At 60.1% G+C, this 25634-nt stretch carries 28 protein-coding genes; 15 read left to right on the plus strand and 13 right to left on the minus strand.

The window, feature by feature from the left end; all coding sequences use genetic code 11:
• Window positions 1–74: 74 nt before the first annotated feature.
• The 7 genes from RBB32_RS05835 to RBB32_RS05865 all read right to left on the minus strand — a co-directional run bounded on the left by RBB32_RS05835 (window position 75) and on the right by RBB32_RS05865 (window position 8495).
• Window positions 75–1460, minus strand: a complete 1386-nt coding sequence (locus RBB32_RS05835; protein WP_306151754.1) for a M20 family metallopeptidase — start codon at window positions 1458–1460, stop codon at window positions 75–77.
• 3 nt (window positions 1461–1463) lie between these two features.
• The gene (locus RBB32_RS05840; RefSeq protein ID WP_306151755.1) at window positions 1464–3041 is read right to left on the minus strand and encodes a gamma-glutamyltransferase; all 1578 of its coding nucleotides are present in this window, start codon (window positions 3039–3041) and stop codon (window positions 1464–1466) included.
• 1 nt (window position 3042) lies between these two features.
• Window positions 3043–4041, minus strand: a complete 999-nt coding sequence (locus RBB32_RS05845) for an ABC transporter ATP-binding protein (RefSeq protein ID WP_306151756.1) — start codon at window positions 4039–4041, stop codon at window positions 3043–3045.
• Window positions 4038–5036 carry an ABC transporter ATP-binding protein gene (locus RBB32_RS05850; RefSeq protein WP_306151757.1) on the minus strand — a complete coding sequence of 333 codons (999 nt, stop codon included), beginning with the start codon at window positions 5034–5036 and terminating at the stop codon, window positions 4038–4040. Before RBB32_RS05850 ends, RBB32_RS05845 begins: the two co-directional genes overlap by 4 nt.
• A 4-nt stretch (window positions 5037–5040) precedes the next feature.
• Window positions 5041–5943, minus strand: coding sequence for an ABC transporter permease (locus RBB32_RS05855; protein ID WP_306151758.1), 903 nt, complete (start codon window positions 5941–5943; stop codon window positions 5041–5043).
• Window position 5944: 1 nt separating this feature from the next.
• Window positions 5945–6862, minus strand: coding sequence for an ABC transporter permease (locus RBB32_RS05860; RefSeq protein ID WP_306151759.1), 918 nt, complete (start codon window positions 6860–6862; stop codon window positions 5945–5947).
• 115 nt (window positions 6863–6977) lie between these two features.
• Window positions 6978–8495 (minus strand): ABC transporter substrate-binding protein, encoded by a 1518-nt coding sequence (locus tag RBB32_RS05865; protein WP_306151760.1) that lies wholly within the window; start codon window positions 8493–8495, stop codon window positions 6978–6980.
• Between the two features lie 172 nt (window positions 8496–8667).
• On the opposite strand from RBB32_RS05865, the gene RBB32_RS05870 reads away from it, so the two are divergent.
• Entirely contained in the window at window positions 8668–9477 is an 810-nt protein-coding gene (locus tag RBB32_RS05870; RefSeq protein ID WP_306151761.1) for an IclR family transcriptional regulator, read from the plus strand.
• A gap of 140 nt (window positions 9478–9617) precedes the next feature.
• Here RBB32_RS05870 and fdhF read toward each other — a convergent pair whose 3' ends face one another.
• Window positions 9618–12398: a formate dehydrogenase subunit alpha gene (fdhF, locus tag RBB32_RS05875; RefSeq protein WP_306151762.1), complete on the minus strand. Its 2781-nt coding sequence runs from the start codon at window positions 12396–12398 to the stop codon at window positions 9618–9620.
• A gap of 200 nt (window positions 12399–12598) precedes the next feature.
• Between fdhF and RBB32_RS05880 the strand changes: the two genes are divergently transcribed.
• From RBB32_RS05880 to RBB32_RS05910, 7 genes are all read left to right on the plus strand, one after another.
• Window positions 12599–13252 carry a histidine phosphatase family protein gene (locus RBB32_RS05880; protein WP_306151763.1) on the plus strand — a complete coding sequence of 218 codons (654 nt, stop codon included), beginning with the start codon at window positions 12599–12601 and terminating at the stop codon, window positions 13250–13252.
• A 14-nt stretch (window positions 13253–13266) separates the two neighbouring features.
• Window positions 13267–13884, plus strand: coding sequence for a glutathione S-transferase family protein (locus RBB32_RS05885; protein ID WP_306151851.1), 618 nt, complete (start codon window positions 13267–13269; stop codon window positions 13882–13884).
• A 10-nt stretch (window positions 13885–13894) separates the two neighbouring features.
• The gene (locus RBB32_RS05890) at window positions 13895–14950 is read left to right on the plus strand and encodes a saccharopine dehydrogenase (protein ID WP_306151764.1); all 1056 of its coding nucleotides are present in this window, start codon (window positions 13895–13897) and stop codon (window positions 14948–14950) included.
• A 3-nt stretch (window positions 14951–14953) separates the two neighbouring features.
• Window positions 14954–16096 carry a saccharopine dehydrogenase family protein gene (locus RBB32_RS05895; RefSeq protein ID WP_306151765.1) on the plus strand — a complete coding sequence of 381 codons (1143 nt, stop codon included), beginning with the start codon at window positions 14954–14956 and terminating at the stop codon, window positions 16094–16096.
• Window positions 16097–16235: 139 nt separating this feature from the next.
• On the plus strand, window positions 16236–16436 hold the full coding sequence (locus RBB32_RS05900; RefSeq protein WP_306151766.1) for a CsbD family protein: 201 nt from the start codon (window positions 16236–16238) through the stop codon (window positions 16434–16436).
• A complete protein-coding gene (locus RBB32_RS05905; protein WP_306151767.1) occupies window positions 16436–16924 on the plus strand; it encodes a pyridoxamine 5'-phosphate oxidase family protein in 489 nt (162 codons plus the stop codon). Before RBB32_RS05900 ends, RBB32_RS05905 begins: the two co-directional genes overlap by 1 nt.
• 52 nt (window positions 16925–16976) lie before the next feature.
• Window positions 16977–18635 carry a mechanosensitive ion channel family protein gene (locus RBB32_RS05910; protein ID WP_306151768.1) on the plus strand — a complete coding sequence of 553 codons (1659 nt, stop codon included), beginning with the start codon at window positions 16977–16979 and terminating at the stop codon, window positions 18633–18635.
• Between the two features lie 8 nt (window positions 18636–18643).
• Here RBB32_RS05910 and RBB32_RS05915 read toward each other — a convergent pair whose 3' ends face one another.
• The gene (locus RBB32_RS05915) at window positions 18644–19375 is read right to left on the minus strand and encodes a Crp/Fnr family transcriptional regulator (RefSeq protein WP_306151769.1); all 732 of its coding nucleotides are present in this window, start codon (window positions 19373–19375) and stop codon (window positions 18644–18646) included.
• Window positions 19376–19442: 67 nt separating this feature from the next.
• Between RBB32_RS05915 and RBB32_RS05920 the strand changes: the two genes are divergently transcribed.
• Window positions 19443–19856 (plus strand): hypothetical protein, encoded by a 414-nt coding sequence (locus RBB32_RS05920; RefSeq protein ID WP_306151770.1) that lies wholly within the window; start codon window positions 19443–19445, stop codon window positions 19854–19856.
• Here RBB32_RS05920 and RBB32_RS05925 read toward each other — a convergent pair.
• Together RBB32_RS05925 and RBB32_RS05930 are read right to left on the minus strand one after the other, a co-directional pair.
• On the minus strand, window positions 19853–20218 hold the full coding sequence (locus RBB32_RS05925; protein ID WP_306151771.1) for a phage holin family protein: 366 nt from the start codon (window positions 20216–20218) through the stop codon (window positions 19853–19855). The two genes, RBB32_RS05920 and RBB32_RS05925, sit on opposite strands and share 4 nt — an antisense overlap.
• 3 nt (window positions 20219–20221) lie before the next feature.
• On the minus strand, window positions 20222–20551 hold the full coding sequence (locus tag RBB32_RS05930; protein ID WP_306151772.1) for a YqjD family protein: 330 nt from the start codon (window positions 20549–20551) through the stop codon (window positions 20222–20224).
• A gap of 168 nt (window positions 20552–20719) precedes the next feature.
• Here RBB32_RS05930 and RBB32_RS05935 point away from each other — a divergent pair, with 168 nt between their 5' ends.
• On the plus strand, window positions 20720–20881 hold the full coding sequence (locus RBB32_RS05935) for a DUF1328 domain-containing protein (RefSeq protein ID WP_294620873.1): 162 nt from the start codon (window positions 20720–20722) through the stop codon (window positions 20879–20881).
• Between the two features lie 155 nt (window positions 20882–21036).
• Here RBB32_RS05935 and RBB32_RS05940 read toward each other — a convergent pair whose 3' ends face one another.
• Window positions 21037–21858: a response regulator gene (locus RBB32_RS05940; RefSeq protein ID WP_306151773.1), complete on the minus strand. Its 822-nt coding sequence runs from the start codon at window positions 21856–21858 to the stop codon at window positions 21037–21039.
• A gap of 141 nt (window positions 21859–21999) precedes the next feature.
• Between RBB32_RS05940 and RBB32_RS05945 the strand changes: the two genes are divergently transcribed.
• The 5 genes from RBB32_RS05945 (at window position 22000) to RBB32_RS05965 (ending at window position 24889) form a co-directional block, all read left to right on the plus strand.
• On the plus strand, window positions 22000–22146 hold the full coding sequence (locus RBB32_RS05945; protein WP_306151774.1) for a NepR family anti-sigma factor: 147 nt from the start codon (window positions 22000–22002) through the stop codon (window positions 22144–22146).
• Entirely contained in the window at window positions 22143–22697 is a 555-nt protein-coding gene (locus RBB32_RS05950; protein ID WP_306151775.1) for an RNA polymerase sigma factor, read from the plus strand. The genes RBB32_RS05945 and RBB32_RS05950 overlap by 4 nt, the downstream gene beginning before the upstream one ends.
• Before the next feature lie 71 nt (window positions 22698–22768).
• Window positions 22769–24436 (plus strand): sensor histidine kinase, encoded by a 1668-nt coding sequence (locus tag RBB32_RS05955; RefSeq protein WP_306151776.1) that lies wholly within the window; start codon window positions 22769–22771, stop codon window positions 24434–24436.
• Between the two features lie 67 nt (window positions 24437–24503).
• Entirely contained in the window at window positions 24504–24644 is a 141-nt protein-coding gene (locus RBB32_RS05960) for an entericidin A/B family lipoprotein (protein WP_306151777.1), read from the plus strand.
• A 59-nt stretch (window positions 24645–24703) separates the two neighbouring features.
• On the plus strand, window positions 24704–24889 hold the full coding sequence (locus RBB32_RS05965) for a DUF3008 family protein (RefSeq protein WP_306151778.1): 186 nt from the start codon (window positions 24704–24706) through the stop codon (window positions 24887–24889).
• A 145-nt stretch (window positions 24890–25034) separates the two neighbouring features.
• Here RBB32_RS05965 and RBB32_RS05970 read toward each other — a convergent pair whose 3' ends face one another.
• A complete protein-coding gene (locus tag RBB32_RS05970) occupies window positions 25035–25619 on the minus strand; it encodes an exopolysaccharide biosynthesis protein (RefSeq protein ID WP_306151779.1) in 585 nt (194 codons plus the stop codon).
• Between the last annotated feature and the right edge of the window lie 15 nt (window positions 25620–25634).

Here is a 25634-nt window from a genome sequence, read left to right on the forward strand (position 1 = left end):
GGTGTCACCCGCCCCGATATTCCGCAGAGACAGGGGAATTCGCCAGACATTCCCCTGCCCCTAAATCACCTGCTTCACCGCGGCGCGCCGCCTTCACCGACATCCCAGAAAAGGCCGGCCATCAACCTGAGTGCATCGCGGCACACCGGCTTGAGTACATGTTCGTCGGGCGCGTGCTGTGAGCATCCTCGATAAGAATGGGGCACCCACACGGTGGGCAGGCCAAGGATGTCGACAAAGGCGTCATTGGGCAGTGATCCGGCGAGGTTCGGCAGGATATGCGGATTCTGTCCCGAGGTTTCTTCAAGCGAGTTGGCGACGAATGTCACCCAAGGGTGATCCGGGGCAAGCCGGGTCGCGCGAAAGAAACCACGGTCGTGCGGTATGATCTTCACGGCCTCGAACCCCAGTGCATCAAGGTGGCGTCGCAGCGCAGGAATGATGTCTTCCGGGTCGGTTCCGACGACATAGCGAAGTTGACAGGTGGCGCGGGCGTGGGCCGATATCGCGTTGACCGGCGCCTCGGGCACGCCGCTTTTCATGGCGAGGATGGCAAAGCTGTTCCAGCCATAGGCGCGTTCTGTCGGGGTCAGGCTTTCTTCGCCCCAATCCTCGTCGATCGTGGGACCATCGCCCCCGGCGATCGGCAAGCCGTCAAGGGCGGCGCGTACATCATCGGTAAGGCTATCCGGACGCCATTCGGGGATGCGTATCTGACCGCGCGCATCTGTAATGGTGGCCAAGGCCTGCGCCAGGATCATCGCAGGGTCCGCCAGAAGCCCCCCCCAGTTGCCCGAGTGATGCGCGCCGTCACGCAGGTCAACGACCAGATCAAAGCTTACACCACCGCGCGAGCCCATGAACATCGTGGGGGTCTCAGGCTGCAGGCGCGGCCCGTCCGAGGCAATCAGGACATCGGCGGATAGGTCATCCTTATGCGCCTCGAAGAACTCGGCCAATCCGGGGGATCCGGTCTCTTCACCGGTTTCGATCACCACCCGACAGTTGAAGCCAAGTTTGCCACGGGTCTGCAAGACCGCATCAAGGGCCGCGATATTGATTAGGTGCTGCCCCTTGTTGTCGGCGCTTCCTCGCCCATACAGGCGGTCACCCTCTTCGATCAGTTTGAAGGGATGCAAGCCTTCTCGCCACTGGTCGGTCTGGGCACGGATCACGTCACCATGCCCATAGGTCAGAACGGTGGTCAGGTCATCGCCCTCGTGGCGTTCGGCCACAAGGATCGGCCCCGCGCCCTCGACCGGGTTGGGGTGTATTTCACAAGCAAAGCCCATGGCGGTCAGGCGTGCGGTCATCGCCTTATCGAGATAACGCGCCAATTCCGGGGCCTGATCGGGGTTTTGGCTTTCTGTTTCGTAGGCAACCAGGTCACCCAATTCGGCCTGAAAGCGGCCGTCGTCGAAATATGCGGAAACGGTGTCGATGGCGGAATTGCGTGTCATGGTTTACCTGTCTGGTTCTTCACAAATGGCATCGCCCCAAGGCGACATGATTTCGGTGCAGCCGCTGTTGATGCGGCCTTGGCGCATCACACCTGCCGGGCAGGCAAAGGCATAGGGGAACGGACTGCGGCGTGTGGTGACAACCGGGTGCCGGGCTTTCAGGGCGTCTGTCACCTCGGCTGGCAGCGTGTCGTCCGCGACAATGGTATCGCCCCCCGAGACATCTATACGCGGGTGGTGGAACGCGGCCTCGGCATCCATTCCGAAATCGGCAACGAACGAGGCCATCTGCGCCATGGCCGAAACGATCTTGCGACCACCCGAAGCCCCGAATGCAAAACGCGTATCGCCCGTTTCGCCCAGAACTGGACAGACATTCATCAAGCAGCGCTTGCCCGCCTCAAGCGAATTGGGACGCCCCTGAACCGGATCGAACCACATGATCCCATTGTTCATCAGAAAGCCGGTCGAAGGCGAAATTATGCGTGCCCCGAAGATGGATAGAAGAGTCTGGGTTTGGCTCACCATGTTGCCGTCCCGGTCCACGACCGAGAAATGCGTGGTACAGCCTGCATGGGTTTCAGTCTCGCCAGTGTCACCCATGGTTTGAAGGCGGGCCTCATAGGCATTGAACAGCCCCTCGGAGGCCGCCACGAAGGAGGTCGCATCGGGTGCGCTGCCAAACTCCGTAGCTTCCATGGTGGCAAGCGCCTGGCGGAAAGTCGGCCCGGCTGTCAGGCCGGGAACGGCATGAAGCCGCGCGTTGCGATAGTCAAAGCTGAGCGGTTCGGAAAACTCCGCGCGATAGGCGCGCAAATCCTCGTGGCTCAGGCTGCCGCCCTTGGCCTGTATATCCGCGGCCATGGCGGCGCCAAGGTCACCGTCATAAAACTCCCGCGCCCCTTTGAAAGCCAGACGCTCAAGGCTGTCGGCCATTTGTGACTGATCCAGACGTTGTTCCGCCAGTGCGGTCCAGCCGCTGATCTTGGGCCATTGCCCATCGTCCAGAAATAGCGCGGCGGCGTCCGTATCCTTGGCCAGTTCGCGGGTTGCCGAGGCAATCACAAGTGCCGCGTACCAATCCACGAGAAGCCCTTCCCGCGCATAATCCACGGCGGGCGACAGCAGATCGGCCCAGGGCAACCGGCCATAGCGTTCATGCATCTGGCCCATACCATCCACGACACCCGGCACGGCAACTGCGGTTGCGCCTTGCACATTGCGGTTGCCCTCGACCTCTTGCCACGGAAACAGGTCTCCCGCGACGCCGTTGCCGGTCAAAGGATAATCCGCCGGGTTCAGGCCTGCCGGGGCACGCATCCCATAGTTCAGGGCCTCGGCCCGGTCCTCATCAGCACGCCAGAGCATCAGCGCCCCGCCCCCCGCCGGGCCACTCATCCAGGGTTCCAGCACACCGATAGCAAAAGAGGTTGCAATCGCCGCATCCACGGCATCGCCGCCCGCGGCAAGAACATCCGCCCCGGCCTGGGCGGCCAGCCTGTGCTGGGCCGCGACAACGCCGTGTTCGGTTTCAATAACGGTTTTCCGGGTCTTCGCAGTGCGCGAAAGGTTTACCGACATCTCAGGCCACCTTCGCGTCATGCATGGGGCTTTGCGGATCAAACAGATGGCACTCCACCCGGCCGCGCGCGGTTTCGACAGGGCGCGGCGCCACGCGCTTGCAGTGATCCGTGGCCACGGGACAACGCGGATGGAACTGGCATCCCGAAGGTGGGGCGATCGGGTTGGGATAGGCCATGCCAAGCTGTGTATCGGGAACGCCCAGTCCCGGTTCGGGTGTCAGGACCGATTTCAGCAACGCTTGGGTATATGGATGCCCCGCCTCGTCGAAGAGGCCGGCCACATCCGATTCCTCGACGATCCGGCCAAGATACATCACCGCGACACGTGTCGCGAGATGCTCGACGACGGCAAGGTCGTGGCTGATGAACAGATAGGTCAGGCCGAATTCACGGCGCAAGTCGCCAAGCAGGTTCAGAATCTGGCTTTGCACCGACACGTCCAACGCCGATGTGGGTTCGTCGCAGATCACGATTTCGGGCTTCATGATAAGGGCCCTTGCAATCGCAACGCGTTGGCGTTGCCCGCCCGACATCTGGCTGGGGTAAGTGTTCATAACCCGTGCCGGCAATCCGACAATATCGAGAATTTCGCGCACCTTGCGGTCCCACTCCTGCGGGTCGCCTACGCCATGGACGCGCAAAGGCAACGATACGATGTCGAAGATGCTCTTGCGCGGGTTCAGCGAGGAATAGGGATCCTGAAAGATCGGCTGAATGCGGCGCGCAAGGCTAAGCCTGTCTTGTGCCAGGATTTCCTTACCGTCGATCAAGACCTGACCGCTTGTCGGCGTTTCCAGCCCCAGCAATATCTTGGCGAGGGTGGATTTGCCGCAACCCGATTCCCCCACAAGCCCAAGGACTTCGCCACGAGGCAGGGACAACGAGACATCGTTGACGGCTGTCAGGGGCTTTGCCTTGCCGAAAATACCCTGTTTGACGCGGTAGGTCTTGGTAACGTTACGCAGTTCCAGAACGGGGGCTGAGGTCTCAGGGCTCATGCGGGCACCTCCTCTTCGGCGTGGCGTTTGCCGTCTGCATGGATGCAGCGGAATTCGTGGCTGTCATCGCCATGCATCGGGATCGTGTCCTGACAGGCGGCTTCGGCATAGGGGCACCGGGTCCGGAAGGCGCATCCATGCACATCGCCGACCAAGGAAGGGACGATGCCCGGTATCGTGCCAAGCTCGCTGCCACGCTCGGTCTTGCCGGGCAATGGAATGCAGCGCAAAAGGCCCCGGGTGTAGGGGTGCGAGGGCGTGTTGAAAACCTCGGCGGCCGGTCCGGTCTCGACCAGTTCACCGGCATACATCACCGCGACCTTGTCGGCCACGCGCGCCACCACGCCCAGGTCATGGGTGATCAGGATCATCGCCATGTTCATTTCGCGGCCCAGATCGTACAGCAGCCGCAGGATTTGGGCCTGAATGGTCACGTCAAGCGCGGTGGTCGGCTCGTCGGCGATGATCAATTCGGGCTCACACATCAGGGCCATGGCGATCATCACCCGCTGGCGCAACCCACCCGAAAGCTGGTGGGGATATTGCGACAGGCGGCTTTCGGCGGCGGTGATCCCGACCTTCTCCAGCAGTTCCACGGCACGGGCGCGGGCCGCTTTGCGGCCAACGGGCTTGTGCAGCAAAAGTGCCTCAACAAGTTGATCCCCGATCGTGTATGCCGGGTTGAGCGAGGTCATCGGCTCCTGGAAAATCATCGACATCCGCCCGCCACGCAGCGCGCGCATGGTGCGCGGGCTGGCGGTGGTCAGGTCGGTCCCGTCGAACTCAAGTTGGTCGGCGCTGCGGCGGATGTTGTTTCCCAACAGGCCCATCACCGCCAAAGACGTCAGCGATTTTCCCGATCCGCTTTCACCGACGATGCAAAGAGTTTCGCCGCGATCGAGGTCAAAGTCGATTCCGCGCACAGCATGAAGCGTGCCAGATCCGACCGGGATGTCGATTGTAAGATTGCGGACGCTCAGCAAGGGTTTGCTCATTGTGTCAGCTCCGGTTTTCCGGGGCGGTCACGTCACGCAGACCGTCCCCCATGAGATTGATCGCCAGCACCAGCAGGAAAAGCACTGCCCCGGGGATAAGCACCATCCACGGTTCAAACAGCATCATGTTCTTGCCCTCCGAGACCATGAGGCCCCAGCTTGGTGTCGGTGGCTGAACGCCCAGGCCCAGGAAGGACAAGGCCGCTTCAAGCAGGATGGCATGCGCCATCTCCAGCGTGACCACGACGATCAGGTTGTTGGCGATATTCGGCATGATTTCGGACAGGATCACCCGTGGCGTCGAAGCCCCGATGGCCCGGGCGGCGGCAACGTATTCACGGCCCCGCACCTGAAGCGTCGAGGCGCGCATGACCACGGCGAACCGATCCCACAAAAGAAGCCCGAGAACGACGATAACCACCTGCAACGATCCACCAAGGATCGCCACGACCGCAAGGGCCACCAGAACCACGGGCATGGCCAGCCGCACGTTGATCAGGAAGGTCACCACCATATCGACACGGCCACCGAAATACCCGGCGGCCACGCCCATCGCGGTGCCGATCACCCCCGAGATAAGCGCCGCAATGGCCCCGATCATCAACGAGACACGCGCACCGTAGATCAGGCGCGACAGGTAGTCCCGCCCAAGATGGTCGGTGCCCAAGGGATGCTCCCAGCTTCCGCCAAGGAACACGGGCGGCTCCATCCGGCTCATCAGGCTTTGCGCATAAGGGTCATGCGGTGCTAGAAGCGGCGCGAAGATCGCCACGAAAAGCAGAACGCCCAACACGCCTGCGCCGATCAACAGGCCCTGGTGCCCGAAAACGCGCTTGCGCAGCATCTGTGCAGGCGTCGGGCCGGTGATCTCCTGCAAAAGAGGGTCATTTGTTTCGGTCGTCGCCATGTCAGCTACTCCGCATCCGGGGGTCCAGCCACGCGTTCAACACGTCTGCCAGAAAGGTGAAAACGATGTAGAACATCGAGAAAACGAGGATCAGCGCCTGCACCGTGGGCAGGTCATTCCGTGCGATGCTTTCCCATGCCAGATAGCCGGCCCCGTGCAGGGCAAAGATCGATTCAACGACGATCGAACCGCCCAGCATGAAACCCATCTGAACAGCGGCCAGCGAAACCACCGGAATGATGGCATTACGCAGGGCGTGCCGGAACAGCACTCTGCCCTCGGACGCCCCCTTGGCGCGTGCCGTCCGGATATACTCGGACGACAAGACCTCAAGCATCCCGGCCCGTGTCAGGCGCATGATGGCGGGCATGGCATAGTAGCCCAGAACGATGGTCGGCATGATGAAATGCATGGGCGACGATGCACCCGAAGGCGGCAGCCATCCAAGTTGAATGGCAAAAATCACGATCAGGATCAGGCCGAACCAGAAGCTGGGCATCGCCTGTCCGGCGACCGACAGGAACAGGGCCATCCGGTCAATCAGGGAATTCGGCCGGATCGCGGCAGCCACACCAAGCGGCACTGCCGTGAGCAGGGCAAAGGTAATCCCGCAGACACCCAGCGTCATGGTCACGCTGAGGCGCTCCACGATCAACGACGACACGGGCAAGCGGAAGTAATAACTTTCGCCAAAGTCGCCCTGGACCGCCGAGAGCAACCAGTCGAGGTATTGCACCAGCATGGGGCGGTCAAAGCCGTAAAGCTTTCGGATGGCTTCGATGTCTTCGCCACTGGCGGTTTCACCGGCCAAAGCCGCGGCCGGATCGCCCGCGAGAAAGAGAAGCGTGAAGCTGATGAAGGAGACGGTGAAGGCCACAACAATGGCCAACCCCAGTCGTTTGGCAATAAAAATGAGCACGGGCAAACCCTTTATGCATTGCTCGCACCAGTGCGAGGAGTCTGTCAGGTGTCAGGCTGTTCGGAAGAGTGTGGCGGGGGGGGGGGGGCGCGGGGTTATCCCGCGCCCGGTCAGGTCACTTCCAGGACATGGTCGTGAAACGCAGGACCTCGTCGGCCGTCGGCGTATACTCGACTTCTTTGGTGAACACGTAGTTCGTATTGTACGAGAACATCGGTGCCCAGTAGGCCTGTTCGGTGATGCGCTTGATCGCCTTGGAATAGTGCTCGATCCGCTCTTCGGGGTCGGTCGAGCTGTCAGCCACGTTCAGATCCGCCAGCACCTGATCGTCTCGCGCATCGTCCAGCGAGCCATGCTTGAAGAACTGGCTGACCATGGCAGACGCGTCGTTGATCGAGAAGCTGCCCCAGGTCAGGAAGGCCAGCGGCACCTCGCCCTTCATGTTCATTTCACGCAAAGCGGAATACTGAAGGAATTTGAAGTCCGTCTTGATGCCGACCGCGTTCAGGTAGCTGATGATGGCCTCGGCGTACTCGCGGTTGCGATAGGCGTAAAGCTCGGTTGTGAAACCGTCGGAATACCCGGCCTCGGCCAGAAGCGCCTTGGCTTTCTCGGGGTCGTACTCATAGGTCTGCGCCGCGTCTTCGTCGCAACCGAACTGGCTGGGGAAACACGGTGTCCAGACGACTTTCGACTTCCCTTGCAAAAGCGCGTCGACCAACTCCTGACGATTGATCGCGTGGTTCACGGCCTGCCGCACACGCAGATCCGAGAACGGCGTATCGCCCGACCGGCTGGCCGCATCCATCGACAGATAACCGACCCGCATCGTGGATTCGTTCTTCACGGTGAACTGGCCCATCTCGGACAGCTTCTCGGCCTGATCGGCAGGCACTTGCCAGATCACGTCGAGAGAGCCGCTGAACAGTTCGGCCATCTGCGTGTTCACGTCGGGGATTGTCCGAATATCGACATTGCCAATTTCGGGCTGCCCCTTGGGGCTGTCGTGGTAGTTCTCGTTTTTCTCAAGCACAAAATGCTGCCCGGGCACGACCGAGACAACCTTGTAGGGGCCGGTCCCTACCGGCTCAAGGCCCATGCCGCTGGGTCCGACTTCGGCATAGTACTGATCGGGGTACATCGACACCGGGCCGGACAGGAATTCGATGGCCGCCGGGAACTTTTCCTTCAGGTTGATGCGAACGGTGTAGTCGTCGACCTTCTCGGCTGATTCCATCCAGTTCACGTTGCGCTGTGTCTTAACGCCGTTTTCCTCTTTCGAGACGAAATTGACGGTATAGACGACGTCGTCGGCGTTGAACGGCTCACCGTTGTGAAAGGTGACGCCCTCGCGCAGCTTGAGTTCCAGCGTGGTGTCGTCAATCCATTCCCAGGACGTTGCCAGGTTGCCGGTATATTCGTTGGTCACCGGATCGCGATAGATCAGGCCGTCCCAGATGGCGCGCTGCAGAACAACGCCTTCGCGCGACGAGTTGAAAAAGCTGTCGACATTCTCAAGCTCCTTCGTGAAAGCAACGCGCAGCGTGTCATTGGCCTTTTCAGCCGACGCAGCGCCCGCCACGGCGCACAGCGCGAGGCCAGCGATTGAGGATTTCAACCAGGATGTTTGCATTGTTGTCTCCCTGTAGTCTGTTGTGCCCATTTTTGTTGCGGGCAGTGGATTTGCTTCTTGATCATTGTATTACATTACAATACGAATAACCTTTATATGATCCATTAACGCGTTTCGTCATAAAACCGTCAACCCTTTTCCGCTGTTTCGCGGTAAGCTTTTTGGTAATTGCATGAAATCAAAACAGAACACGCTCTATGTCGCTTCGGTTGCCAAGGGGTTGCGCCTTTTGCAGGCATTTGACGAAGGTCATACCGAACTCTCCTTGGGCGAGCTGGCACAGCGCAGCGGCCTTGACAAAAGCGCGACTCAGCGTCTGGCGAATACGCTTCACATGGAAGGAATGCTGGACAAGGATCCCGATACACGGCGCTTCCGGCCATCCCACGCATGGCTGCAATTGGCCTATGCCTATTACTGGTCGGACCCCCTTGTCGGACAAGCGATGCCCAAGCTGATCGACCTGTCACAGGATTTGGGCGAAACGATCAACCTTGCCGAACTGTCCGGTGATCACATTGTTTATGTCAGCCGCCTGCCGTGCAAACGCACGTATTTTGCCGCCACGGTCATCGGCCGCCGTCTTCCGGCACTGTCCACCTCGGCAGGGCGCGCGATGCTATCGACTTTTCCGGAAAACGAACGCAAGCACGCGGTTGAAAACTGGCCGATCAAGCGCTTCACGCCAAGCACGACGACAGATCGTGTCAAGATACGCGAAAAAGTTGAGCAGGCCGTTGTTGATGGTTTCGCGATCTCGACGGGGCAGATGATCCTAAACGAAATCGGGATCGCAACCCCGATTACCAGTCATGACGGCCGCGCCTACGCGGCGGTGCAATGCTCAGTTTCCGCTCACACCTATACCCAAGAGAAAATCGAGAAAGACCTGCTCCCCAAGCTTCAGGATGCTGCAAACTCGATTTCTCCCTCTTTCCAACTAAATCGCGAAAATCACACCAAACCACCGGTTGGAAGTTAAGGTACCAGAACCGTCGATTGCAGAGCACCGAACTGAATCGACGCCCCCCGCAGCAGAGATTTAAAATGGGCCAAGTCCATCGGACTCGGCCCAACGTCTTTCCAACGCATTCAACACCGATGACCGGTGCAGGCGGCAGGTTATTGCGCCGCCATCTGCGCCCCTGCCGCCTCGACCCGGACAGCCGAGTATTTGAACTCGGGGATTTTGCCATAGGGGTCCAGCGCGGGGTTGGTCAGGATATTGGCCGCCGCTTCAACATAGGCAAAGGGCAGGAAGACCATGTCGGGGGCCACGGCGCGGTCGGCGCGGGCCATGACATTGACGCTGCCGCGCTTGGTGGTCAGGCGCACCATGCCGCCCGGCTCTACCCCCAGCCTGCGCAGGGTCGAGGGGTGCAGGGAACAGTTCGCCTCGGGCTCCACCGCGTCCAGCACGCTGGCGCGGCGCGTCATCGACCCGGTGTGCCAATGCTCCAACTGCCGCCCCGTGGTCAGAACCATGGGATAGTCCTCATCGGGCATGTCATCGGGCGGAATGACACTGGCGGGCGTGAACCGCGCACGCCCTTCGGGCCGCGGGAAGCCATCGCCGAAGACCACCGGCTCGCCCGGCCCTTCGGGATCGTTGCAGGGGTAGGTCACAGCGTTTTCACGCTCCAGCCGCGCCCAGGAGATATTGTTGAGCGATTTCATGTTCAGCTTCATCTCGGCAAAAACGTCCGCCGGGCTGTCGTAGAACCAGTGCAGGCCCATCCGGTTGGCAAGCTCCACCGTGATCACCCAATCCTCACGCGCCTCGCCCGGGGGCGTCACGGCGGGGCGGCCCATCTGGACCTGCCGGTTGGTGTTCGTGACCGTGCCGGATTTTTCGTAAAAGGCCGAAGCAGGCAGGATCACGTCGGCATAGTTCGCGGTTTCGGTGATGAAGATATCCTGCACCACCAAGTGATCGAGCTTGGCCAAGGCATCGCGGGCATGTTCTACATCCGGGTCCGACATGGCCGGGTTTTCACCAAGGATATACATCCCCTTGATCTGATCGTCGTGCACCGCATCCATGATTTCGGTCACGGTCAGGCCCTTCTCATCCGAGAAATCGCCCGACTTCCAGACCTCGGTAAAGGCATTGCGCACGCCATCGTCGGTGACCGACTGGTAATCGGGCAGGAACATCGGAACCAACCCCGCGTCAGAGGCCCCTTGCACGTTGTTCTGCCCGCGCAGCGGGTGCAGCCCTGCACCGGGCCGCCCAACCTGCCCCGTCATCAGCGCAAGACTGATAAGGCAGCGCGAATTGTCGGTGCCGTGGATGTGCTGGCTCACGCCCATCCCCCAAAAGATCATCGCGGCCTTGGCCCCGGCGAATTCGCGCGCCACCTCCCGCAGGGTTTCGGCGGGAATGCCGCAAAGCTCTTGCATCTTCTCGGGCGGGAACTGCGCCAGATGCTCTTTCTCGGCCTCCCAGTTCTCGGTGAAGGCCTCGATATATTGCTGATCGTACAGCCTCTCTTCGACGATCACATGCATGATCGCGTTGAGCATCGAAACATCCGCGCCCGGCTTGAACTGCAACATATGGCTGGCGAACCGGCGCAGGCCCACACCCCGCGGGTCCATCACGATCAGCTTGCCACCGCGCTTGGTGAACTGCTTGAAATAGGTCGCCGCGACGGGATGGTTCTCAATCGGGTTGGCGCCGATGACAATCGCCACATCGGCGTTTTCGATCTCGTTGAAGGTCGCGGTCACCGCGCCCGAGCCGACGTTTTCCATCAGTGCCGCAACCGATGACGCGTGGCAAAGCCGCGTACAGTGGTCGACGTTGTTATGGCCAAAGCCTTGCCGGATGAACTTCTGGAACAGGTACGCCTCTTCGTTGGTGCATTTCGCACTGCCGAAGCCCGCCACGGATTTGCCGCCGTGGTCGTCTTTCAGGCGCTTGAGGCCCCCGGCAGCCACGTCCAGCGCCTCGTCCCACTCCGCCTCGCGGAAGAACTGATGCCAGTTGCCCGGGTCCACGTTCAGCCCCTTGGCCGGCGCATCCTCGCGCCGGATAAGCGGCTTGGTCAGGCGGTGATCGTGGTGAATATAGTCAAAGCCAAAGCGGCCCTTCACGCACAAACGGCCTTCGTTCGCGGGGCCATTGATCCCCTCGACGTATTTCACCTTGCCATCCTTGACCTTCAGGCTGACTTGGCAGCCAACGCCGCAGAAGGGGCAGACGCTTTCGACTTCGCTGTCGTAATCGGCGCTATCGCCCACTTGCGCGTCATCCACCACCGTCGCGGGCATCAGGGCCCCGGTCGGACAGGCCTGCACACATTCGCCACAGGCCACACAGGTACTTTCCCCCATCGGGTCGTCAAAATCGAACACCGGATAGGCATCATGCCCCCGGCCGGCCATGCCGATCACGTCGTTGACCTGCACATCGCGGCAGGCACGCACGCAAAGGTTACACTGAATGCAGGCGTCCAGATTGACACGCATCGCCACGTGGCTGTCATCCAGAAGCGGCACGCGGTCTTGTTCCAGCTTGGGAAAGCGGCTTGTCGTGACGCCGTTCAACGCGGCCATATCCCAAAGGTGGCTGGATTGGTCATGCGACGCGTCACGCTCGGGCTGATCGGCCAGCAACAGCTCCATCACCATCTTGCGCGAGGTCTCGGCCCGGGCCGAATCCGTGGTCACCACCATGCCGTCGGCGGCCTCGCGGATGCAGGACGCCACAAGCGTGCGTTCGCCCTCAACCTCGACCATGCAGGCCCGGCAGTTGCCATCGGGCTTATAGCCCGGCGCAGGCTTGTGACACAGATGCGGAATCTTCAGCCCCCGACCATTGGCCACTTCCCAAAGGGTCATGCCTTTCTCGGCTTCTACTTCCTTGCCGTTCAGGGTCAGTTTGATGGTCTCGGACATGGCGGGCCTCCTTGCTCAGGCATGGTAAAGCATGTGCGACAAATTGGGAGTCTTACAATCCCGACACCTCGCCGCGAATTTGCGCCGTACTCCGGCGATAAAGTTTCCGATCAGCAACAGGTTGCGCCTTCGGAAAAATCCCGCGCCCCGCCTTCCAAGTGGCGGCACCCTGTCCTATGCATATGCGCAGGAGGACGCGCATGACCGAAATCACACTGGTCCGGCACGGGCAGGCCAACGCCGCCGCCAAGGATCCCGACAGCTATGATTACCTGTCCGGTCTGGGCCACGATCAGGCCCGGTGGCTAGGCGAATATGTCGCCCCGCTGGCCCGGTATGACCGCGTCGTATCCGGCACCCTGCGCCGCCAGTTGGGCACCGCCGAAGGGGCCAATCCAACCGGCCTGCCGCATGGCACCGACGCGCGCCTCAATGAACTGGATTACTACGGGCTTGCCCATTCCCTGCGCGACAGCCACGGCATCCCCTTCCCCGACAGTCCCGAAGGTTTCGCCGCCCATGTGCCGCATGTTCTGGCTGTCTGGCGGTCGGGCGGCATGTCGCCCGACCTGGAAAGCTACGAGGGTTTTCGCACCCGTATCATGGAGGCCCTGCAAGACATCGCCAAGGATGGCCCCGGCGCCTTGGTCGTCACTTCCACGGGCGTGATTGCCACGCTGACGGCGATTGCCCTAGGGCTGGACACCTCGGCAAAGACCAAGATGTTCCTGACCGTGGCCCACACCTCCATGCATAAATTCGAATTGCGCCGCGACGGGGTATACCTCACCCAATACGGGGCCACCCCGCATCTTGACCCCCCTGAGCGGGCCTTTGCCCGCACTTTCGTATGAAAGGCCTGAAACCGATGAAGTTCTTCTACGCCCCCAAAACCATCGCGGTCGCCACCGCCGTCATGCTCGAAGAAACCGGCCTGCCCTACGAGGGCATCAAGGTCGATTTCGCCAATCAAGAGCAAACCAGCCCCGAGTATCTGGCCATCAACCCCAAGGGCCGCGTGCCCTCCATCGTGACCGAGGATGGAATCCTTACCGAAACCGGCGCGATCCTTGAATATCTTGCCACCCAGGCCCCCGACAAGGTGACCATCCCCACTGCCCCCTGGGCCGCCGCGCAACTGCGCAGCGTGATGTACTATCTCGCCTCCACCTTCCACGTGAACCACGGCCACCTGCGCCGCGGTCATCGCTGGGCGAACGAGGAAAGCTCGTTCCGCGACATGGCCGCGAAGGTGCCCGAAACCATGGCCGCCTCGGCCCGGTTCATCGAGGAAAACTGCGCCCTGTCCCCCTTCGTCATGGGCGCGGCAATCACCCCCGCCGACCCATGGCTTTTCGCCATCTGCACATGGCTTGAAGGCGATGGCGTGGACATCGCCAAAACCCCCAAACTCGCCGCTCATTTCGACATGATGAACGCCCGCCCTTCGGTTGCCGCCGTGCGCGAAATGGGCATTCTCGACTAAGGAAAACCGCATGACACACCTCTGGGTCCGATCCGAGCAACGCCCAAACGAAGACCGCACCGGCCTGACACCCGAAGGCGCGGGTAAACTCATCGCCAAGGGCCTGCGCGTCACCGTCGAGGAAAGCAGCAGCCGCATCATCCCGATTGACGGCTACCGCAACGCGGGATGCGAAATAGCCCCCGAAAATTCATGGCCCGACGCCCCGCGCGATGCCATCATCTTCGGCCTCAAGGAACTGCCCGACGACGGCACGCCCCTGCCGCATCGCCACATCATGTTCGGCCATGCCTTCAAGGGCCAACACGCGGGCCGCCGCCTTCTGGAACGTTTCAAGGCCGGGGGCGGCACGCTTTATGACCTCGAATACCTCGTCGACCCCGAGGGTCGCCGCGTTGCCGCCTTCGGCTACTGGGCCGGCTACGCGGGGGCGGCGGTCAGCCTCATGGCATGGGCCGCGCAGAAATCCGGCGGCCTTTGCGGCCCGGTCTCGGCCTACCCCGACAAACACGCCATGCAAAAAGACCTCGGCCAACAACTCGACGCCACCGGCCTGCCGCGCCCCTCGGCCATCGTGATCGGCGCAATGGGGCGCGTCGGATCAGGTGCCGCCGACCTTTGCACCGCTATGGGCGTCACCCCCACCCGTTGGGACATGGAGGAAACCGCCCACGGCGGCCCCTTCCCCGAAATCCTGCAACACGACATCTTCCTCAACTGCATCTTCGCACGCCCCGGCACGCCGGTCTTCGTGCCGAAAGACGCGCTCACGGCGGATCGTAATCTCTCGGTCATCGGCGATGTCGCCTGCGACCCCGACAGCGATTACAACCCCGTGCCGGTTTATTCGGAAGCCACCACTTGGGATGCCCCCGCAACCCGCGTGCATGACACACCCCCGCTCGACGTGATGGCAATCGACAACCTGCCCTCCCTGCTGCCGCTGGAATCCTCCCAGGATTACGCGGCACAACTCTTGCCCTCCCTGCTGACCTTGGACAGGTTAGATCAAGATGTCTGGGCGCGGGCCGAGGCCACATTCAACGACAACATGAAAGGGATCTGAGCGATGACAATTCACTGGTGCGGCACTGGCCTTTCGGCCATCCCCGGACTTCGCCGCCTGATCAAGGCGGGCCACGACATCTGCGTCTGGAACCGCTCGACCGACAAGGCGCAAAGCGCCGTGGGCGACCTCACTGACAAGATCAAGGCCTTCGATTTCGATAGCCTCTCGGGCGAGGTTTCCGAGGGTGATCTGGTGGTGTCCATGCTGCCGGGCGACTGGCACGTACCACTGGCCGAAATGTGCATCAACAAGGGCGCGCATTTCGTCTCAAGCTCCTACATCGCGCCGGAAATGCGTGACCTGCACGCAAAGGCCGTCGTGCGCGGCATCTGCGCGGTCAATGAAATCGGGCTTGATCCGGGTATCGACCACCTGATGGCGCATCACCTCGTGGCCGAGTACAAGGCCTCCGACGCCTACGACCCCGAAAATGACCTCAGCTTCACTTCCTACTGCGGCGGCATCCCGAAAACCCCCAATCCGTTTCGGTACAAGTTCAGCTGGTCACCTTTGGGCGTGCTCAAGGCGCTACGCTCCCCCTCGCGCTCGATCCGCGATTTCGAAGAACTCAACGTCGCCCGCCCATGGGACGCGATCAGCAGCTACACCGCACCCTTGCCCGAGGCGGAAACCTTCGAGGTCTACCCCAACCGCGATTCCATCCCCTTCATCGAGGACTACCAATTTGCCCCCGACTGGCGGGTCAAGCAATTCGTCCGCGGCACCCTGCGCCTCAACGGCTGGACCGACGCCTGGGCCGACGTCTTCCGCGAAATCGAAACGCTGGAAGGCGAAGCCGGCGAAGCTCGGCTCAAGGAAATGTCCGATCAGTTCTGGCGCGACAACGCCTATGACGAGGGCGAACCGGACCGCGTCGTGCTTTGTGTCTCGCTCAAGGCCGAACGCGGGGGCGAAACCGTCTGGCACAAGACCTACGTCATGGACGCATGGGGCGACGAGAACGGCACCGCCATGGCGCGGCTTGTCTCGATTCCCGTATCACTTGCCATCGAATCCGTCCTCAATGGCGAGATCGAACCGGGCGTTTCCCCCGCCCCGCACGACCCCAAACTGGTCGAACGCTACTTGGGCGAAGTCGGCAAACTCGCCCAACATTTGGCAGTGGTCGACCATCTTGCCTAACATATGAACCAAGACGCCCCGGGCCTCGTCCGGGGCGTCTTGGCACTATCGCCACACCAGTCAGCCTGCCGCCCGGACGGAACAAACCGGCCAGCGCTGCGTTTCTTTCCCAAGATGATGAAACAGAAAGGAGTTCGTCATGAATTGGGAACAAGTCCAAGGCAAATGGGATCAAGTCAAAGGCAGCGCACGTATCGAATGGGCCAAGCTCACCGATCAGGATGTCGAGAAAATCGCCGGTGAGCGCGATAAGCTCGTGGGGCTCATCGAGGAAAAATACGGCCGCACCAAGGAAGAAGCCGAGGAAGAAGTTGACAGCTGGAGCCGGAGGGTGGCCTGATGGCGGATATCGCAGACCTCAAACGCGAATTCTGGCGTCGCCTTGAAGACCAGACCGCTGGCATGATGGGCGTTGAGGGAACGCAGATGCACATGCGCCCCATGACGCCCTATGTCGATCCTGAAAAGAACTCGGTTTGGTTTCTTTGTGCGCCCGACAACCAATTGGCGCAAGCTGAAGACACGGGCAAAGCGCATTTCACCATGCAAAGCCCGGACGAAAAGTTCTACGCCTGCGTCAGCGGCAGACTTGATGTAAGCCGAGATGAAAAGAAACTTGGTGAGTTGTGGAATATCTTCGCCTCGGCCTTTTTCGAGGGCGGCCCAGACGACTCCGACGCGATCCTGCTCGAATTCAAAGTCGAAGAGGCAGAAGTCTGGACCGTCGAAGCAGGCGGCATGCAATTCGCGGCCGAAATCGCGCGCTCGGCATTCGGAGACAAAGACCACCCGGACCTTGGAACGCACGAGGTGATCCGGCTGAATTGATACGGCATGGCGCGATCATGGAACCAAACGCCCGCTTGGGCGTTTGGCCTTCATGTCTGCTGCCATCCGATTGCTTATCATCGCCGCCACGGTCCTGTTTTCCTCAGGCGCGACAGCGCAGGAGAATTCTGACGCATGGTATGCCGCCGAGGTCTTGAACGAAGGCCTCGGGCCGGCCCCCGAGGACATGACACTCGCCACGCCACGCTCCGCGATGCGGAGCTTCGTCGAATTAGGCCAGGACGAACGCTTCGATGACGCGGGCCACGTTCTGAACCTGGAAAATATCCCCCCCGCCGAACAGCCCGACACGGCCGAACAGATCGCCCGGCAACTTTATCAGGTCATTGATCGCCGCGTTTGGGTCGATTGGTCGGGCTTGCCTTCCCGTCCGGATGCAAAGCGCGAACAATCCGCAGGCGGCAGCAATAGCGCCTCCGAGGTGCGGCGCGATCTGGGCATCAAGCTTTTCGAGTTGAACGGCCGCGCCTATGAAATCCGCATCGCCCGCTACAAGGCAGGCGAAAACAGCGAAGCGGTTTGGCTTTTCACCCCGCAAACGGTTGAAGACGTCCCCGCCCTGCACGACGCTTACGGTCCCCGTGCCTTCGAAAAATTCATCCCGCGCGAGATGAAACAGCAAATCGGCGCGTTGCGTATCTGGGAATGGGTCGGCCTGCCCATCATGCTTGGCGTGATGATCGCGATCGGCTGGTCGGTCAACGCCATCGTCACCATCCTGTCGCGCAAGGCCCCCTATGCCTTCCTGCAATACGCCTTTTCCCGCGCGGGGTTTCCCCTTGCGCTTTTTGCCGTGGCCGTGGTCGCGCAACTTGTCCTAAGCCTTGCGGTCTCTTTTTCCGGCCCTGTCACAAGTATCGTCCAACCCGTCTTGATCATCATCATGGCCTCGGGTGTGGGGGTGGCGGCCCTGCGCATCGTTGACGCGATCCTCGATCGCGTCACACAGCGCTACGTCGGCGAGATCGACGATACCCGCAACCTCGACAAACGCGAGCTTTATACCTCGATCTACGCCCTGCGCCGCATCATCGTCTTGTTGATGGTCGGGTTCGCCGTGATTTACGTCCTCAGCCGCCTCAACCTCTTTGCATCCATCGGCATGACCCTGCTTGCATCCGCCGGTGTTCTCACGGTGCTACTGGGTATCGCCGGGCAAGCGGTCCTCGGCAACATCCTTGCCTCGCTGCAAATCGCCTTGGCCAAACCCGTGCGCATCGGCGACAGCGTCCTTTTCGAAGGCGATTGGGCCTACGTGGAGAGTATCTTTTACACCTTCATGCGCCTGCGCACATGGGATGAACGGCGCATCATCGTACCCGTCCGCCATTTCGTCTCGCGTCCTTTTGAAAACTGGTCGGTAAAAGATGCCCGGATCATGCGCGCGGTGCACCTTCACCTGGATCACAGCGCCGATCCGGACATCCTGCGCGACAAGTTCATCGAGATCGCCAAAGCCGACGAAGGCGTCATCGAATACGCACAACTCGCTTGCTACGTCACCGCACATACCGACCAGGGGCAGGTGATAACCTTTTATGCCATGTCGCCCGACCCCTCGACCGGATGGCAGACGGAAATGCGCCTGCGCGAGGGGCTCTTGGGCTTCATTCGTGCAAACCACCCCGACTGGTGGCCGCGCGAACGCATCGCCGGGTCCGATGCCGGAACAACACCCCTCCCGGAATGATCACGGCCTCAGATCAAGGGCCGCTGCATCACGCCCTCGTCGCTGTCCAGATGCGCAAACTCGCAAAGCCGGTCGTGATCCACGATCGTCAGCGTGCCGTTGCGCCATTCTGCCACACCCTCGTCGCGCAACCGCTTGAGCGTCTTGTTGGTATGCACAAGTGAAAGACCAAGCGCATCGGCCAAATCCTGTTGTTTATAGGGCAAAGGCATCTGCGCGCCCTCCGCCAAACCCAGTGATGAGGCACGCGCGAAAAGCAGCACAAAGGCGCGTGCAATGCGTTCGATCCCGCCCAAATGCCCCAAAACAGCAAGGCTTTCACCCAGCATATGCTCCTCAACAGCGGCAAGCCAGGTCAGGTCGTAGGCACGTTCCGGATGATCGCGAAACAGGCTCCACAGGTTCTTGCGATCAAAGACACAAAGCTTCATCGCCGTCGTGGCTTCGGCGGAATGCTTCATTTCCTGCATCACGCCGGCCTGCAAACCGATAAAATCACCCGGCAACACGATGTTGATCACCTGCCGCTCTCCCGAGGGCAAGGTCTTGTATCGCAGCCCCATTCCCTCCAATACGGTAAATAACTGAGGGCTGTTCGATCCCTCCAACATCAATGTCGCGCCCGCCTCCACGTCAAGCTCGCCCACCTTGAAGGTCGCCATGAAGTCGACTTCACGATCCGACATTGGCGAGAAAACGGGTAACTCGCGCAAAGGACAGTTTCGGCAGGATTTCACCATGAAAATTTTCCTCTACAACATGTCTTAGTTTAATGCGCGATGCTGCTTTATGCTTCAAGAAGACCCCATGTTAGACAAAGACGTTAAGAGCGGCAATGTGACCTACCCGAACCCAAGCATTCCCCAGGCAAATCCGGTTTTTCTGGTGCTTGAACGCGATATACTGATCGCCGAGGACATCGTCGCTTCCCTAAAGGACATAGGCCCTTGCCAAACTGTCCACGTAAGCGATCCTCAGGCACTGATTGAGCACTTGAGCGATTACACTCGCATTTCCGCTGCCTTTCTCGAAATGCGATTTGACCAGATGGTGGAACTCGGACTTGATCGGCGTTTGGCCGACATGGGCGCGCGTGTCGTACTCACGATCGGGGAAGACGACGAATCCCTCGCGCTTGCCCACGGATGGTCCATGCTTGTTCGTCCGTTTACAGATGAAATGATCCGCGCAACCCTCGCGAATACCACGTCAAAGGCTTAATCGCCACGCTCACGCATCGCACGACCGGCTTGCATGCCAACCGCGAATCCCTCGGCCATCCGAACGATCGGATCTTTGTCTTCACCGGATCTACCATGTTCGGGCGGATCACCAGGCTTTGGGTCGGGTTCGCGCCCTGATTGCGCGCCAAGCGCCATCAGGCCAAAGCCCAAAACGACATAAAGCGCGCCGATGGTCGTATAAGCCACCAGTGCGCTTTCGTATGCGGCCACGACTATCCATAGCGCAACGGTCAAGAAGCCAAGCCCGGCAAGACCGAAGATCACGCCCATGACGCTGAACACCGTGGCACGCGCGGCGGCGCGCACCCGGTGTTTGGTTGCGGTAACAAGATCAGGCATCGGTTACTTCCGCCCGGTCATGAAACCCAGAAGAAAGCCAAGGCCAACCGCCAATCCAACGGCCGCAGCAGGCTGATTGCGCACGGTATCAGCGGCTTGCTGACCCAGTTCTTCGGCCTTGTGTTGGGCCGAATACAAATGCTCTTGCCCCGCGTCGCGCATATGTGCCGCTTGCTGGCGCACATGGTCGCCGGCGGCTTGGCTCGACGACTTGCCAAGCCCCGAAAGCGTTTGCGATATCTCGGCAATATCCTGTTTCAGTGCCGCGACCTGCTCACCCAGCTGGTCAATGTCTTCTTTTGGCGACGCGTTGCTGGTTTTGGCTTGTGCCATGATCAACTCCTTCAATTGCAAGACTTGCGTATACAACGCGCCCGCGAAGGGGTTGTTCCAAGGGCGGGGGAAAAAGCCTGTGCAAGATGCGCACCGCAAATTGTCGGGAACTTTTCGGCGCATTCGCGGGTTCTCTTAACAATCGCAATCAACCATTGGAGGCACGCTATGCTTTACTGGGCACTTCTTTTCTTCATCGTTGCACTGGTCGCCGGTGTTTTCGGATTTGGCGGCATCGCATCTGCATCGGCCGGGATTGCGCAAATTCTTTTCGTGATCTTCCTGGTGCTGTTCGTCGCGGCACTCGTGATGCGCGCGGTACGAGGGTGATCGCCCGAAAACCGCAACAGACAAGCCTGCCACGCAAAGTGGCTTAAAGCGTTTCACGGACGGCGCGGCACGCATGCTTTGGGCCGCGCCGTCCGAAGAATACACCGATTTGAAGACTCGACTTGGCCCGCGCAAAAATTGCGCGGGCCTTTTGCCTACCCGTTAAGCAATGTCTCGGTACTGGTGAAAAACATCGCTTGGCTTACCGCGGACAGCACCTGATCCTCGGAATAAGGCTTGGTGATCAGGAAAGCAGGCTCAGACCGCTCCCCTGTCAAAAGGCGTTCCGGGAACGCGGTGATGAAGACCACCGGGACATCGCCAATCTCGTCAAGAATATCCTTCACCGCATCAATGCCCGAGGATTTATCGGCCAGCTGAATGTCGGCAAGGATCATATCCGGCGGGTCTTTGCGTGCCAATGCCACGGCCTCGTTGCGGGTGCGGGCATTGCCGGTCACGCTGTGGCCCATGCTTTCGACGATGGCCGTGATATCCATCGCGATAATCGCCTCATCCTCGATCACCATGACACGCCCACGAATATCGCCCGACATCTCGCGCCGTGCGATCGACAAAAGCTCGCTGGCCTCTTCCCGGTCCACATCCAGGATGGCCGCGATCTCGCTGGTTTGAAACCCCTCGACACTATGCAAAAGCAATGCCTCGCGGGTGTTCGGCGTTAGCCTGGACAACCGAAGCTGCGCTTGCGATTCCGCGCCGCCCTCGCCGGGTTCGTCCTCAACCGGGGCACCGGACGACACCCAGATGCGGTGAAAGGCCCGAAAGAGCGCCGCACGCGGGCCCAGATCCTGGCGGAAATCCCCCTGATCGACCAAAAGCGCCTCCAGCGTCGCAGCCGCGTAATGATCCCCGGTTTTCTGACTTCCTGTCAGAGCACGCGCATAGCGGCGCAAAAACGGCAACTCATCGCCAACGGCTTGCGCAAGATCTGGGGTGGTGTGGGTCTCTGTCATGACAGTCCTCAAAAAAATGCTGCTTTCTATGGAACCAAACGCCGACAAGCGTGTTAGGTTCCCGGACAGGCGCAAAAATTACGCATGTTCAAGGATGGCAGAAAAATCGGTTCAATGGCAAACAAACGCAGGACTTCCCGCTTGGAGCAACAAATAGACGATAACCTTCGGCGCGTCTACGCCGACACGGCGAACGAACCCTTGCCCGAGCGGTTCACGCAGTTGCTCGATAGATTGCGCGATCAAGAACAAGACAAATCCGACAAGTCGTCGGAGGATGACGCGTGACCAAATCCACAGATCCTAAAGAAGAAATTGTTGAGCATTTGCCAGCCATGCGCGCCTTCGCCATGAGCCTGACACATAACTCTGCCACGGCCGACGACCTGGTTCAGGATGCGATCGTGAAGGCATGGGGCAATCTCGACAAGTTCCAGCCCGGTACCAATTTGCGGGCCTGGCTTTTCACGATCCTGCGGAACACATATTATTCGCTCTACCGCAAGCGCCGCCGCGAGGTAGAAGACCCCGATGGAACGATGGCCGGGCAAATGTCGGAAAAACCCGAACACGATGGCCACCTTGCGATGACTGATTTCCGCCAGGCCTTCGCGAAACTGACGGACGAACAGCGCGAAGTTCTGGTTCTGGTCGGGGCCGAAGGATTCAGCTACGAAGATGCCGCTGAAATGTGCGGATGTGCTGTCGGGACCATCAAAAGCCGCACCAACCGCGCCCGCAAACGCCTTGCTGAATTGATGCAGATTGACGACGACGATGAACTCGAAATGACGGATGCCGCCACCATGGCCGTCGTTCAAGGCACCTCTTCTGCATGACAACACCACCCGCTCCACCGCGGCGCAGACTGCGGCCGGGATTGGCGATACAGCTCGCCTTCGTCCTTAGCATGGCGATACTTCCGCTCGGCCTGATCTCGGTTTACCAAACCAACAAGGTTTTGGAGGACCGCAAGGAACAGTCCAAGGCCGCCCTCTTGGAACGCACCCAAGAGGCCGCTTCCGAAAGCCGCGAATTGATCCGCGCGGCCGTGGGGGCAGCCGAAACTCTTGCCGTGCAAATGCCGACATTACTGTCCCAGGCCGAAACCTGCGCAACCATTATGTCAAAGCTCGTCGAGCGCTCCGAAAGCTTTGCTTTCGCCGGTTACCGGGACAATGAACAAGGCGTTATCTGTGCCTCCGAACAATTCGGCACCGACGACGGCAACAAACTGGATGCCCTGCCGGCGCTCGAAAAGAACCAACAGGAAGTTCTTATGCTGCCGCTGGAATTTCTTGGCGGCATCGCAACCTTTAGCGTAACAGTGCCCGTCGTCGAACAGGGCCGCTTTCTCGGGACAGTCTGGATCGTGGTCCCCGTTTCGGCGCTCAATAGCGCGCTGTCGCGCACCGGTGAAAACGTCGATCTCGTCCTGTTTCAAAACCAAGGCGAAATCATCGCGACCGAAGATTTTTCCGAAGAGCGGCGCTCGGTCCTGCCAGCCGACATGAACCTTCAAGATCTCGCCATCATCGGGCGTCAGACCTTTCGCACCCAGAACCGCGAGGGCCAGCAACGCGATTTCGCAGTCTCCGCCATCCTCAATGACCGCGTCTTCGCCTTGGGAAGCTGGATGCCCCAGGGCCAGGGTATCGCCCTGCCCGCCTATCAACACCTTTTGGCCCTGTACTTCCCTATCGCGATCTGGATCATCGCCATCATCGCGGCCTATGTCGGGGTGCACCGTCTGGTCATCCGGCATCTCCGGCGGCTTCGCCTGTGGATGCGCGCCTATGCCAGTGACAGCGGCGCCAACCTCGACAAGGCCCGCCTCAGGGGGGCACCCGAAGAAATCGAAGTGCTTGCCGAAACCCTGCGCGCCATGACCCGCCGCCTGTCCGAACAGGATCGCCGCCGCGAAGAGGACCTGCAGGAAAAAACCGTCCTTCTGCGCGAGGTCCACCACCGGGTCAAGAACAACCTGCAACTGATCTCCAGCATGATGAACATGCAAATCCGCGCCACGGATAGCGACGAGGCCAAGAATGTCCTGCGCCGGGTGCAGGATCGGGTCATGGCCCTTTCGGCCATTCACCGCTACCTCTACCTTGCGCGCAAACTGTCGATGCTGCGTGCCGATAAGCTACTCGAAGAGATCATCCAGCAACTCGTGATCGTCGGCACACTGGAAGAATCCGACCAGAAAATCAGTGTCTCGACCCAACTCGACAAGGTGGAAATCAATCCGGACCAATCCGTGCCGCTTTCGCTTTTGGCCACCGAGGCGGCGATGAACGCGGTCAAATACTGCGGCGTGACCTCCGAAGGGGAAGCATGGGTAAACATCGCCCTGAAACTTCAAGAAAACGGCGACCTTTGCCTAAGCATCGTCAATTCCTGCGCACAGGCCGACAACCCGGAGACCCGGATCGAAAGCTCTGGCCTCGGCTCGCGCCTCATTCGCTCCTTTGCCACGCAGTTGAACGGCACACTCGAAACCAGGGACTTGCCCAACCGCTACGAGCTTCACGTGGTTTTCCCCTTGGCATGGCATGACGACTCCAGCGACGATTGATGTGATTTTCGCGGAACCTTCGCGCGCGTTGCACGTTGAACCAACAGCAACAATTGTGGAGGTTCCCATGCTACGCACTCGTATTTCCCTACTTTCGCTTTTGGCCTTTGCCTTCGTTTCCGCATGCGAGACGATTGAAGGCGCGGGCCAAGACATCGAAAACGCCGGCGAGTCGATTTCCGACACCGCTGAAGAGGCCGACAGCTAAGGTCAGGCCCTGCCCGAAGGTGCGCTTCGGGCAGCCATCTCATGGGAAGATCCATCGCTATGCCCGCAAAATCCGAAGCCCAACAAAAGGCAGCCGGGGCCGCGCTCGCCGCCAAGCGCGGCGAGACCGGCGTGTCGGACCTGCAAGGCGCCGCAAAGGGGATGTACGACAGCCTGACCGAGGAAGAACTCGAAAAGCTGGCGTCAACCTCGCATGACGATATTCCCGAAAACAAAAGCAATTAGGGTCTGGGCGGATCTGCATTTGTCAGGCCGCCTAAAGCGTTTCGCGAAAAACCTGAATCACAGATTTTCGCGAAACGCAGTGCTCGGCTCAATCGTGGCACGCGTTCCGCCTTTCGCTGATGCCTCAGGTTAAAGGCGGAACGCTTTAGAACAACACGACAAGACCCCCGGCAATGGCCGCTGCAACAAGCAGCCCGATCATGACCAACAGGCCGTCGCCCATGAATATACCGGTCGTAAGAACCGCGATGATCGCTCCGGCAATGGACGATGAAAACGGGATTACTTCCAACACCGGCATGATCGCCCCAAGGCCAAAGCAAATCCCTTGCGGAAATCGCACCACGGGCGGCGTTACCAGTCCGTGAAGCCTCCTTTGGGTCACCCGGTCCAAGCACCGCACGGGCCGCATCAGCCATGACATGCCTTTGCGCGCCTTATGTGTTGCGACGCTTGCCCGACGCACCCATCCCGGCAACCAAAGCTTTGGACGTTCCATCATTTGCTGAAGGCTGACGATGGCGATCATGAGACCGCAGACAGTGGTAAACCCCGGCACCCCGCTCAGCGGTGAGACCAACGCCAAAGCCGGCAACAGGACAAGCGGCGTATAACTGGCAACACCCAGCGCCTCGACCAGTTCACCAATGCTCATCGTGTCGCCGTTCAACGCGCGCTGCGCGTCACGAAGGACATCACTCGCCGTTTGAGGATGAACTGTGGCTGTCAAAGAAAACTCCGGTCG

The organism is Roseovarius sp. MMSF_3281 (assembly GCF_030733685.1).
In the GTDB taxonomy this organism is placed as follows: Bacteria; Pseudomonadota; Alphaproteobacteria; order Rhodobacterales; family Rhodobacteraceae; genus Roseovarius.

Coding starts and splice junctions, on each gene's coding strand:
- RBB32_RS05925 (WP_306151771.1), bottom strand. CDS start 20,218: ATGCCTGATCTTGTTACCGCAACCAAACACCGGGTGCGCGCCGCCGCG.
- RBB32_RS05900 (WP_306151766.1), top strand. CDS start 16,236: ATGAATTGGGAACAAGTCCAAGGCAAATGGGATCAAGTCAAAGGCAGC.
- RBB32_RS05920 (WP_306151770.1), top strand. CDS start 19,443: ATGTTAGACAAAGACGTTAAGAGCGGCAATGTGACCTACCCGAACCCA.
- RBB32_RS05870 (WP_306151761.1), top strand. CDS start 8,668: ATGAAATCAAAACAGAACACGCTCTATGTCGCTTCGGTTGCCAAGGGG.
- RBB32_RS05845 (WP_306151756.1), bottom strand. CDS start 4,041: ATGAGCCCTGAGACCTCAGCCCCCGTTCTGGAACTGCGTAACGTTACC.
- RBB32_RS05955 (WP_306151776.1), top strand. CDS start 22,769: ATGGCGATACTTCCGCTCGGCCTGATCTCGGTTTACCAAACCAACAAG.
- RBB32_RS05880 (WP_306151763.1), top strand. CDS start 12,599: ATGACCGAAATCACACTGGTCCGGCACGGGCAGGCCAACGCCGCCGCC.
- RBB32_RS05935 (WP_294620873.1), top strand. CDS start 20,720: ATGCTTTACTGGGCACTTCTTTTCTTCATCGTTGCACTGGTCGCCGGT.
- RBB32_RS05840 (WP_306151755.1), bottom strand. CDS start 3,041: ATGTCGGTAAACCTTTCGCGCACTGCGAAGACCCGGAAAACCGTTATT.
- RBB32_RS05960 (WP_306151777.1), top strand. CDS start 24,504: ATGCTACGCACTCGTATTTCCCTACTTTCGCTTTTGGCCTTTGCCTTC.
- RBB32_RS05940 (WP_306151773.1), bottom strand. CDS start 21,858: ATGACAGAGACCCACACCACCCCAGATCTTGCGCAAGCCGTTGGCGAT.
- RBB32_RS05930 (WP_306151772.1), bottom strand. CDS start 20,551: ATGGCACAAGCCAAAACCAGCAACGCGTCGCCAAAAGAAGACATTGAC.
- RBB32_RS05855 (WP_306151758.1), bottom strand. CDS start 5,943: ATGGCGACGACCGAAACAAATGACCCTCTTTTGCAGGAGATCACCGGC.
- RBB32_RS05835 (WP_306151754.1), bottom strand. CDS start 1,460: ATGACACGCAATTCCGCCATCGACACCGTTTCCGCATATTTCGACGAC.
- fdhF (WP_306151762.1), bottom strand. CDS start 12,398: ATGTCCGAGACCATCAAACTGACCCTGAACGGCAAGGAAGTAGAAGCC.
- RBB32_RS05885 (WP_306151851.1), top strand. CDS start 13,267: ATGAAGTTCTTCTACGCCCCCAAAACCATCGCGGTCGCCACCGCCGTC.
- RBB32_RS05865 (WP_306151760.1), bottom strand. CDS start 8,495: ATGCAAACATCCTGGTTGAAATCCTCAATCGCTGGCCTCGCGCTGTGC.
- RBB32_RS05850 (WP_306151757.1), bottom strand. CDS start 5,036: ATGAGCAAACCCTTGCTGAGCGTCCGCAATCTTACAATCGACATCCCG.
- RBB32_RS05910 (WP_306151768.1), top strand. CDS start 16,977: ATGTCTGCTGCCATCCGATTGCTTATCATCGCCGCCACGGTCCTGTTT.
- RBB32_RS05905 (WP_306151767.1), top strand. CDS start 16,436: ATGGCGGATATCGCAGACCTCAAACGCGAATTCTGGCGTCGCCTTGAA.
- RBB32_RS05965 (WP_306151778.1), top strand. CDS start 24,704: ATGCCCGCAAAATCCGAAGCCCAACAAAAGGCAGCCGGGGCCGCGCTC.
- RBB32_RS05915 (WP_306151769.1), bottom strand. CDS start 19,375: ATGGTGAAATCCTGCCGAAACTGTCCTTTGCGCGAGTTACCCGTTTTC.
- RBB32_RS05895 (WP_306151765.1), top strand. CDS start 14,954: ATGACAATTCACTGGTGCGGCACTGGCCTTTCGGCCATCCCCGGACTT.
- RBB32_RS05890 (WP_306151764.1), top strand. CDS start 13,895: ATGACACACCTCTGGGTCCGATCCGAGCAACGCCCAAACGAAGACCGC.